The 9,949-nt window shown below is 65.2% G+C and carries 10 protein-coding genes; 4 read left to right on the top strand and 6 right to left on the bottom strand.

Features of this window, described 5'->3' with window-relative positions; genetic code table 11:
• Positions 1-60: 60 nt before the first annotated feature.
• From JMJ56_RS31670 to JMJ56_RS31660, 3 genes are all read right to left on the bottom strand, one after another.
• A complete protein-coding gene (locus JMJ56_RS31670) occupies positions 61-354 on the bottom strand; it encodes a metallophosphoesterase family protein (protein WP_328702520.1) in 294 nt (97 codons plus the stop codon).
• A gap of 19 nt (positions 355-373) precedes the next feature.
• Positions 374-796 (bottom strand): metallophosphoesterase family protein, encoded by a 423-nt coding sequence (locus JMJ56_RS35900; RefSeq protein ID WP_202835861.1) that lies wholly within the window; start codon positions 794-796, stop codon positions 374-376.
• A gap of 283 nt (positions 797-1,079) precedes the next feature.
• The gene (locus JMJ56_RS31660) at positions 1,080-2,960 is read right to left on the bottom strand and encodes an ATP-binding cassette domain-containing protein (RefSeq protein ID WP_202835860.1); all 1,881 of its coding nucleotides are present in this window, start codon (positions 2,958-2,960) and stop codon (positions 1,080-1,082) included.
• A gap of 1,035 nt (positions 2,961-3,995) precedes the next feature.
• On the opposite strand from JMJ56_RS31660, the gene JMJ56_RS31655 reads away from it, so the two are divergent.
• Positions 3,996-5,018 carry an LLM class flavin-dependent oxidoreductase gene (locus JMJ56_RS31655; RefSeq protein WP_202835859.1) on the top strand — a complete coding sequence of 341 codons (1,023 nt, stop codon included), beginning with the start codon at positions 3,996-3,998 and terminating at the stop codon, positions 5,016-5,018.
• A 499-nt stretch (positions 5,019-5,517) separates the two neighbouring features.
• Here the strand turns inward: JMJ56_RS31655 and hflX are convergent, their stop codons facing one another.
• Positions 5,518-6,870 (bottom strand): GTPase HflX, encoded by a 1,353-nt coding sequence (gene hflX / locus JMJ56_RS31650; RefSeq protein WP_202835858.1) that lies wholly within the window; start codon positions 6,868-6,870, stop codon positions 5,518-5,520.
• Positions 6,871-7,122: 252 nt separating this feature from the next.
• Between hflX and JMJ56_RS35895 the strand changes: the two genes are divergently transcribed.
• The 3 genes from JMJ56_RS35895 to JMJ56_RS31635 all read left to right on the top strand — a co-directional run bounded on the left by JMJ56_RS35895 (position 7,123) and on the right by JMJ56_RS31635 (position 8,374).
• The gene (locus JMJ56_RS35895) at positions 7,123-7,587 is read left to right on the top strand and encodes a class I SAM-dependent methyltransferase (protein WP_202835857.1); all 465 of its coding nucleotides are present in this window, start codon (positions 7,123-7,125) and stop codon (positions 7,585-7,587) included.
• A 57-nt stretch (positions 7,588-7,644) separates the two neighbouring features.
• On the top strand, positions 7,645-7,899 hold the full coding sequence (locus tag JMJ56_RS35890; RefSeq protein ID WP_202835856.1) for a hypothetical protein: 255 nt from the start codon (positions 7,645-7,647) through the stop codon (positions 7,897-7,899).
• A gap of 91 nt (positions 7,900-7,990) precedes the next feature.
• Complete coding sequence (locus tag JMJ56_RS31635; RefSeq protein WP_202835855.1) at positions 7,991-8,374, top strand: hypothetical protein; 384 nt, start codon at positions 7,991-7,993, stop codon at positions 8,372-8,374.
• A gap of 187 nt (positions 8,375-8,561) precedes the next feature.
• Here the strand turns inward: JMJ56_RS31635 and JMJ56_RS31630 are convergent, their stop codons facing one another.
• Positions 8,562-9,551: an NADP-dependent oxidoreductase gene (locus JMJ56_RS31630; RefSeq protein WP_202835854.1), complete on the bottom strand. Its 990-nt coding sequence runs from the start codon at positions 9,549-9,551 to the stop codon at positions 8,562-8,564.
• A gap of 11 nt (positions 9,552-9,562) precedes the next feature.
• A complete protein-coding gene (locus JMJ56_RS31625) occupies positions 9,563-9,712 on the bottom strand; it encodes a hypothetical protein (protein ID WP_202835853.1) in 150 nt (49 codons plus the stop codon).
• Positions 9,713-9,949 lie beyond the last annotated feature (237 nt).

Below are 9,949 nucleotides of genomic sequence, written 5' to 3'. Positions count from 1 at the left end.
GACGCCGAAGCCGCGACAACCTGACGGTCGGTCGCCGCCTCACTGGACGCTTACGCCGCATCACCGGACGCTTACGCCCGTTCGGACAACATGAGCTGTCCTGGGCCAGCCATGTTGCTTGGCCTGCCGCGCGGCTGCCTCATAGTCATACGGCACTGCCCGCAGTTCCGCCGCCCAGCCGCCGTTACCACGCGTGATGACGGCGTACCGTGCATGCGGCATGCCTACCTGCATGACGTGCGGCACAGGATTGGTGTCTCGGTATTTGGGCAGGCCGACACTGCCGGAATTGACCACAAGGATGCCGCCGATGCTGGCCATGCGCGGCATGTGGGTATGCCCGCAAAGGACCACCTTGGCCTCACCGATACCATTAGGCGCTGCTCAATGGCATCCGCCGCATCGAGCCGGGCCTGGCCGGTGCTGACATCCTCGAGGAGGTATTCCAGATTGCCGTCGCGCGGGCTTCCGTGACAGGCGAACACCTCACCGCCGACCAGGGACAACGTACTTGGCAGATCCCGCATCCAGTCCAGGTGCGCGGTGGACAAGAGGGGTCTGGCGAAAGCGTCGAAGGCACCGGTGCCACCGTCGAGACTTCCCGTTCGTGGTTCCCGGCCACGGTCGGGCAAGCGAGAGCCATCTGTGCCTCCGCACTGCCGCGGGGGTCGAAAGGTCCTGAGACGAGGTCACCCAAGTTGACTACCAAGTCCGGTGCATCATCGCGCAAGTGAGCAAGCACCGCCTCGAGCGCGATCAGGTTTCCATGAACATCGGCAATGACGGCGATACGCATCAGGGCAGGTTAAATGACGCAATTCCGGAGCGGCAAGTTCTTCTCCGAGCCGCCATTGAAGGCAGAAACTGGAGCTGCCAGTCAGAACTCAAAAGAGTCCGCGCAGTGGCCTTCATTTCATTACGGAAATGATACGAGGGGAGCCGCCCCATACTTGAGCGTTGGCGGACTGTACGCCAGCCCAGCAAGCCAGGGTCTCATCAGGGCCTTCCTCAACTTCGAAACCAGCAGCCTTGGCAAGTGGGGTAACTGGAATGCCGACACACCGTTGCTCGTTGCTGGATCAGGTTCCTATTTCAACCATTTCGCCTGGTCTTTCTCGCCCCCGCGTGACCGGGGGGTTGTCAGTCTGCTTACCTTCCTTGAGATCGGACGGTGTTTCCACCTCCTGGGCATGCCACAGCGCGGCGTAGCGTCCGCCTTGGGCGAGGAGCACTGCATGTCGGCCCCGCTCCATGATGCGCCCGTCCTCCATCACCGCGATCTCGTCTGCGTCACGGATGGTGGAGAGGCGGTGGGCGATGACCAGCGTGGTGACGCCGCGCGCCGCCGCCTCCAGCCCCGACTGGATAGCGCGCTCCGTCCGCGTATCGAGCGAGGCTGTCGCTTCGTCCAGCAGCAGTAGGCGGGGGCGCTTGAGCACGGCGCGGGCGATAGCCACTCGCTGCTTCTCGCCCCCCGAGAGCCGAAGGCCGCGCTCGCCCACCACCGTGTCCCAACCGTCGGGCAGGGCCTCTACCACCGTGTCCAGCCCGGCGGTGCGCGCAGCCTCCAGCAGAGCTGCATCGTCCGCCTCCGGCCGGGCGAAGAGGAGGTTGGCGCGTAGGGTGTCGTGGAACAGCACCGTGTCCTGCGGCACGACGGCCACGGCTCCGCGCAGGGTTAGGAGGGGGAGATCCGCCACCGGCACGCCGTTCAGCCGGATCGTGCCCCCCTCCGGCCGATAGAGGCCGCAGAGTAGCCGCGCCAGGGTGGACTTGCCCGAACCCGAGCGGCCGACCACGGCCAGCTTGCGACCGGCCGGGATAGCAAGATTGATGCCGTGCAGCACGGGGTGGCGCGGGTCGTAACCGAAGCGTAGGCCTTCCACCTGCACGGTGACGGGACCTTCGCCAGACAAGGCGCGCGCTCCTGGGGAGAGGGCTGCCTCGTCCGCCTCGGCCATCAGGGCCCGTAGCCTGGCGGTGAGGTCGAGGCCCTGCACGATCTCACGGGCCATGTTGCCCAGCCGCTCGACGGGGCCGACCACCTGAAGGACGTAGGCATTCACTAGAACGAAGCCGCCCGGCGTCATGCGCCCCGCCGCCACCTCGCGCGCCGCCAGCAACAGAGTCGCGCCCAGTGCGAGAGTGAAGAGCGCCGATAAGGTCAGGCCATTACGGGTCGCCGCTCGGTTATAGGCGTCCCAGGCCGCCCCACCGCGAGCGAAGGCTTTGCCGATGCGGCCCTCTACCAGCGCCTCGCGGGCGAAGAGCTTCACGGTCTCTTGGTTCGCCAACGCGTCGGCGGCCACGCCCTGGGCCTCCGCGTCGGTGCGAGCGGCGGTGCGGAAGCTCTCCCGCTGGCGCTGGAGGCCACGGTGGAAAACGAGGCCGTAGACGAGGACGAAGGTGAGCAGCACGACGACCAGCGGGGTCGGGACGGCGACAGCTAGCAGTACGGCGGCGACGGTGCCGATCTCGACCACGAACGGCAGGGCGGTGAAGACGGCAGCGTCCATCATACGCCGCCACCCGCGCACTCCGTCGGTAACGGTGCGTGCCAATTCCCCCGCCTTGCGGCCAAGGTGCACGGCGTGGGGTAGGGCGAGAGTGTGGGCGTAGGCGCGGCGGTAGAGGTCGCGCTCCAGCTTGCGCGCAACCTCCCCGTGCATGAGCGACACGCCCTGGCGAAGCGCCCGCGACAGCCCGGCCATGGCGGCATAAGCGATGACCGCGAACAGGCCTGCCTTGAGGTGTCCCGTCGCCAGCCGATCGACCGCGGTCGTCAGCGCGAGTGGCGCCAAGCCCTGCACGCCCGCCCCTAATGCGACCAGGGCGGCGACGAGTAGCAGCCGACGCCGGTGCGCGGCCGGAAGGCCCTGCCAGAGTACTGTGCGAAACTGGCGCACGACGTCGCGGAGCGGAGAAAGGCGTGCGGGGTCGGTTGGTGGGCGCAGATCCATGGCCTCTACATGGCGGCGTGGCCTTTGTGGGCGAGGGCACACACTTCGATTTTGACCCTCATCGGCGTCGAACCGATTGTTCGCCCTTCTCTCCTGTACGCGGACATTACCTGCTCAACGTGCGGGGATTGAAGCTGGTGGACCGACGAAGTTGCCGCCAAGATCAGCGTTGGGCTTAACAATCATCAGCTCCGTTCTGCAGCCCACGAACGTCGTCGAATGCCCGCCCTACCGAAATCAGGTTTGTCTGCTCTAGGGCATGCACTTTGGCGACACTGCTGGGCAGGCCTCCGTGCTGGAGTTCACTCCAGCGCCCGACCCAGCGAGCCTCCAGCCATGTGTTGAGGGAGGGCAGGTCCTCGAACGGCGGCATGTCCTGCCAGATCTACCGCCGAGCGTGTGAATCAGCGTCGAACCGGGCCCCTCCCAACGATGGCGGCAACGACCTGAAGTTATAGACAAATCTTGCGATCAGGTGGGTCCCGGTCGGCGCCGATCGGGACCCCACCCTCGCGCTGTTTTCTGTGCTTTTCGAGGTGGCAGGCCAAATCTGGGTAGGGTCCTGGTTCGGCGCGTATCCGCAATCGAAGTCCAAACCCGTCCGGCGCAGGAAGTAGCCGACGGCGAGGCCGGACTGCCCTCCGCCGATGACGATGACCTGTCTGCTCTGGGCGTCCGACATAATGGATTTAGGGGGCAATTGCCCAACCCGCCCCTCGGCATGCTGGCCGCCAGCATCGCCACCGAGCCCCATAGGCACCCTTGCAGCCCGGCCCACCAGGTGACCGCGCCGGACAGCAGGATGCCCATGAGGCGCCCGGCGGCGTTTCGCTGCGTAGTAAGATCCGATGTCCTCGGCGGCCTTCTCCGAGCCTGCGTGGGCGGTTTCGAAGCATAATCATCATTTCCGTTGATGATGAAGGTCGAAGCGGCGCAAGCCCCATATCCTTGTACAATGGCGGCTGCATCGCGCATCTCGAGGCCGCTCCACTTTTCACGGCAGATGACATCTCGCCTCTCCGGATCACTCTCACCATGAAGAAAATCGGTTTCCTCTCCTTTGGCCACTGGGCGCCGTCACCCAGTTCTGGCACCCGCTCCGCCTCCGATGCCTTACGGCAATCTATCGACCTCGCCGTTGCGGCAGAGGAGCTGGGCGCGGACGGCGCCTATGTGCGCGTCCACCATTTCGCCCGCCAGCTCGCGTCGCCCTTTCCCCTCCTTGCCGCCATGGGCGCGAAGACCAGCCGTATTGAGCTTGGAACCGCGGTCATCGACATGCGCTACGAGAACCCTCTCTATATGGCTGAAGATGCCAGCGCCGCGGATCTCATCAGCGGCGGGCGTCTGCAGCTTGGTCTCAGCCGTGGCTCGCCGGAGCAGGTAATCGATGGCTGGCGCCATTTTGGCTACGCCCCAGCCGAGGGCGAGACCGATATGGAGATGGGGCGTCGCCACGCGCAGGTCTTCCTAGAGGTAATTCGTGGCCAAGGCTTTGCCCAGCCAAACCCGCATCCTATGTTTCCTAATCCACCTGGCCTACTGCGCATTGAACCCTACTCAGAGGGCCTCCGCGAACGCATCTGGTGGGGCTCCGGCTCAAATGCCACCGCGGTCTGGGCCGCACAGCAAGGCATGAACCTGCAGAGCTCTACTCTCAAGGACGACGAGACCGGCGAGCCCTTCCATATTCAGCAGGCCAAGCAGATCCGCGCCTACCATGCGGCCTGGACGGAAGCCGGACACGCGCACACCCCGCGCGTCTCGGTGAGCCGCAGCATTTTCCCGCTGCTGGATGATCGCGACCGCACCTACTTCGGCCGTGGCGGCAAGGAGCAGGATCAAGTCGGGTTCCTCGATGAGAAGACCCGAGCAATCTTCGGGCGTGGCTACGCCGCCGAGCCGGACCGCTTGGTCGAGCAGCTCAGTACGGACGAAGCGATTGCCGAGGCGGACACCCTCTTGCTGACCATTCCGAACCAGCTTGGCGTCGAATACTGCTGCCACGTCATCGAGGGCATCCTGAAGCACGTTGCCCCAGCGCTGGGGTGGCGCTGATTCATGCATTCAGCTGTTTAGCGCCATTCGCGGGCGTCTCTGGCAATTTATCGCGGCAGTGCCCGCAGACGCCCAACGGCTTCCCAAGTTGCACCTGCTCGGCGTCATCCGCATGGGGGTCGCGCGCTCGGTGCTGCTGCCCGGCCACTATGTCTGAACCTTAAACCGAGGCGATGTAGGTGCCTCGCAGGACAATTCTGTGGCAAGGCGACCAGGAGCGCGCAACGAGCGGTTCTGGTTCCGCCTCAAATCGCACCGCCACCCCAAAACCACGACGACCCTCGTGGCTGTACAGCAGGAAATTCGCCAACGGCACCGAAGTCTCATGGGGTACCGGCGAATGGGCCAATGTCATGCCGCGAGCAACTCGACCTAGTGCGTGATCCGCTCGCGTGGAAGGTAGGAGCCGCTTCGCTGCGGCTCCGTGGCGGCTAGCCACCCAGCCGCGGTCAGAAGCAGTTGGTACTTAGACTCAGGCTGTCCCCATGTGCATCACAGCTCAGCGGGCAGCAAGGCTTCGCTGCAGACGCGCAAGGGCACCGGGAAGGCCGCAGACCTTCATCACCCGGCCATTCTCGTCATACTCCTCCGACAGGACTCGCGCGCTTTCGTACACCTCTCCGATAAGCCCCTGCTTCGCGTAGGGCAGCACCAGCACGTCCTCCACCATGGACTCCTCAAAGAAGGCTACGATGGTCTCCCGCAGCGCGCTGACATCCCCGACCGAATGGGCGGAGAGGGGGATCGCATCCGGATGCTTCTCGACTAGGGCGGCGCGCCGGGCAGCGTCCACCCGATCCATCTTGTTCAGCACCAGGCGGGACGGCACCACATCCGCCCCAATCTCGCGCAGCACGCTGCGGCTCACCTCCAACTGCGCCTCGTAGGTCGGGTCCGACGCGTCCACGACATAGAGCAGCAGCGATGCCTCCAACGCCTCCGTCAAGGTGGAGCGGAAGGAAGCGACGAGGTCATGTGGCAACTGTTTTATGAAGCCAACCGTGTCCGAGACGAGTACCCGCGGCCGGGTTTCCGGTTGCAGGATCCGGACGGTGGTGTCGAGCGTGGCGAAGAGTTTGTCCTCCACTAGCACTTGGCTGCCCGTCAGGGCTCGCATCAGGGAGGACTTCCCCGCATTGGTGTAGCCAACCAGCGCCACCCGCAGCTGGTCCCGTCGGGCGGAGCGGCGGTGGTCGCTGTCCCGCTGCACCGCTTCCAGCTGCTCCTTCAGTTCTGCGAGCCGGTCGCGGATCTTGCGGCGGTCGAGGTCGAGGTTGCTCTCGCCTGCGCCCGGCCCCTGCTGGCGCCCACCGCCGCCCGAGGACTCCCGCAGCCGCGGTGCCACGTATTTCAGACGCGCCATCTCTACCTGGAGCTTCGCCTCACGCGTGTTGGCATGGCGATGGAAGATCTCGACAATGATGCCGGTGCGATCGAGCACCTGGGCGTCCGTCGCCCGCTCCAGGTTGCGGATCTGGCTGGGAGAGAGTTCGTGGTCGACGATGACGAACTCGGGTTTTCGGGCCGCATCGGTCTCCGCCTCCGTCGAGGGCGCCGTCTCATCGGCACCTTCGAAGCGCTGCCTCGCCTTGGCCCTTGGGGGCGGCGCTATGGAGCTGACTACGCCAGTGCCACCGGTTAGCGCCGCGAGTTCCGCCAGCTTGCCACTTCCGAGCAGCGACCCGGCGCCTGTGCCCTCGCGCTTCTGGGACACCGTCCCGACTACCTGGTAGCCCAGCGTCTTCACCAGGCGTCCCAGTTCCTCGAGGCTAGCCTCATGGGCGACGTCGTCTACCTCGGGCGTCTGGATGCCAACGAGGACGGCGAGCGGAACAGGGGGCTTGGTTTCCATGGCGTTGAGGTAGCACGCACTGAGGCGAAACCTTTAACCTCGTGCGGATCGCTCCAGTCAGTGCGGCTTACCTGTGTTCGACAAGTCTAGGAAGGAGGCTCATCTCAATAGTACGTCTTGTTCTTCATTCTTATATCAGAACTATTTGACGTACTGCCTCTGGCTGATTTTTCCCACTGCCCTGAGCAAGCTAATAGTGGCAGCGATGGCACGAGGTGTGGATCGCCAAGATCCCTGGACGGGAAGCACAACATGACCTCCGATCACGCAGAGCGGCTGAAAAGCTTTGAGCGTGCGGCGCATACCAGAATGGCGCCTGGCTACGATGCCTTCTTCTCACCAGTAACCGCCCTCGCCACCCCAGCGCTTCTCGATGCGGCAGCAGTCGGGCCGGGCACGCGAGTCCTCGACGTGGCGTCCGGGCCGGGTCGGGTCGCCGCTGCATCGATCGCGCGAGGGGCAGTGGCCACCGGGGTGGACCTCGCGCCGGGTATGGTTGCGCTGGCCCAAAGCCTTCATCCCGGTGTTCCGTTCCATGAAGCGGAGGTCGAGTCCCTGCCCTTCGGCGATGGAGCCTTCGATGCCCTGATTTGCAGTTTCGGGCTCGGACATTTCCCGCGCCCGGAGGCCGCTGTCGCCGAGTGCATGCGTGTAGTCGTGCCAAACGGGACGCTCGCCTTCGCATGGTGGGATGCTCCGGAGCGGCAGCGCCTCTAGGCGCTGTTCCGCGAGGCCGTCACTGAAGTCGGGGCACCGCACCCTCCGGGCGTGCCAATGCACTCGACGCTGCGCTTCTGCGACGCGGCAGAGCTCCGCCGCTTGCTGGAAGATGCGGGGCTCGTCGGTGTAGAGGTGCATGCGCACGCCACCGAGCACCGTGTCCAAGATACAGAGGTCCTGTGGCAGGGCGGGCTCAGCAGCCTCGCCATGACAACTGGGGTCATCGCGCACCAACCGGAGGAAATACGCACCCGCATCCGTTCGGCCTTCGAGCGGCGGGCCGTGGCCTGTCGCACGGCACAGGCTTAACCATTCCGATCGCCTACCTGATCGGGAGTGGCCGCAAGTCATCTTCGTGCTGACTCCGCCCGGTGCGATCTAGTCGAAGCCTCACTTAACGGTGGCGCTGTTCGGGCCGGTGGAGGGCGGGCACCTGCTGGGCCTAGCGGCACGGCTCGTCGCCATGCAGCACTACGCGGCCACGGCCGCCACGCTGGGCCTGACCGAGCGTGGCGGCATCCAGGACTTCGCGGCCTTCATGGTCGCCCTGGCCACCGCCCAGGGCGATCGGGCCGAGATCACTGCGGTGCCCGGTGGCGGATTGATAGTTAGACAGCAGGGGCTGAGCCTGCTGCGCGGCATCCCCCATCCGCATCCGACGATGCTGGAAGCCTGGAACGAACTCCTAATTAGTGCCCTGGCTGCTCATGACCGCTTCGCGTGCCTGGGCTTCGTCTCCGGCCCTGGGCATGAGCTTTCCTGGCACCTGCTAACGACGGGCTGACCAGAGTTCCCGCGTCGCACTCAGGGGCGGCGTGGCGGCGCGACCGGCATACGTCGCACTTTTGGTGCCGCTCGTACCGATGGCGCCCAGGTCGCGTCGGTCGGGTTGACCCCGCCGGAGCCCAGGGTCAGGGCGCCGAGCTGGCTTCCTGAGGTAACTTCTGCTGGACTAGGGATTGCCGCCTCGCTCACAGCCGGACCAGCATCTTCCCTGTGTTGCGACCGGAAAACAGGGCCAGAAACGCCATGGGCATCGCTTCGAGGCCGTCCATCACAGTCTCACGCCCGGAAATGCGCCCTTGCGCCATCCACAGCCCCATATCCCTCTGAAAATCGCTGAAGTGGTCGCGGAAGTCACTGACGAGGAAGCCCTGGATGCGAATGCGCGCCGCGATGATGCGGAACAGGTTTCGCAGCGCGACCGGCTCGGTGCTGTTGTAGGCACCGATCAAGCCGCATATTGCGAAGCGTGCGCCCTCCCTAGCCTGCGCAAGCGCGGCATCGAGGTGCTCGCCGCCGACATTCTCGAAGTAGACGTCGATGCCCTCCGGAGCGGCTGCTGCCAGCTTGTCGGCGAGCAATCCGGGCGATTTGTAATCGACTGCCGCATCGGCACCCAACTCGCGGACCAGCGCGCATTTCTCCGGGCCACCTGCCGACCCGACCACACGCATCCCCTTAACCTTTGCGATCTGCACGACGGTCGAGCCCACCGCTCCGGCCGCGGCGGAAACGAACATGGTCTCACCCGCTTTCGCCTCCGCCACTCTGAGCAGCCCGAAGTATGCGGTCGCCCCGATCATGCCTAGCGTATTGAGGTAGGCCTGCGGCGGCAGTCCGCTTGCGGGCAGCTTCGTGAACGCCTCGGCAGGGGCCGCAGCCTCGTCGCGCCAGCCGAAGCGATGCGACACGAGGTCTCCGGGCGAGAAGCCATCGGCCCTGGACTCGACAACCTCGCCGACCGCACCTCCATCCAGCGGCGCGTCTAGCGCATAGGACGCGACGTAGCTCTTCGCCTCGGTCATCCGGGGGCGCATGTACGGATCGACTGAGAGCCAGAAATTCCGGACCCTGACCATCCCTGGCTCCAGCAAGGGAAGCGGCAGCGGCCGCTGTTCGAAGTTGTCGAGGGTCGGCATGCCCTCCGGGCGAGACTTCAGGTACCAGCCACGTGCCATTGCATTTCCCCTCAAGTGACCTCTGGTTTTCGGGCGGTCTGAAGCGTTTTTCCGATTTCCTGTTCAACTGCCGCCAGAGCCGCCTCCACGATATGTAGGTCTATCCCATCGATCCAACGCATGGCCTCGCGCCAGCCGGGTTGGAGCAGAGTTTCGGCCACCCCCGGCATCTCCTCGCCGGTCCCGTGTTTCGTGGGCACGCAGCAGGCTGGCCCTGCCCGACCTGACGCCGGACACCTCGGCGTACGAGAACGCAATGGTCGACAACGAGTCCGAGGGACTGCTCGAGGGCATCCGCCAGACGCTTGCCGCCGACAGAAGCTGAACCGCCCCGGCTTCGCCGGAGGGTGGTTTACTTGGGTCACGCCGCCATGGCGGGTGCCTCGAGCTGAGCATGG

The organism is Belnapia arida, from assembly GCF_016773205.1.
Taxonomy (GTDB): Bacteria; Pseudomonadota; Alphaproteobacteria; order Acetobacterales; family Acetobacteraceae; genus Belnapia; species Belnapia arida.
This window is presented reverse-complemented; position numbering and strand designations above follow the sequence as displayed.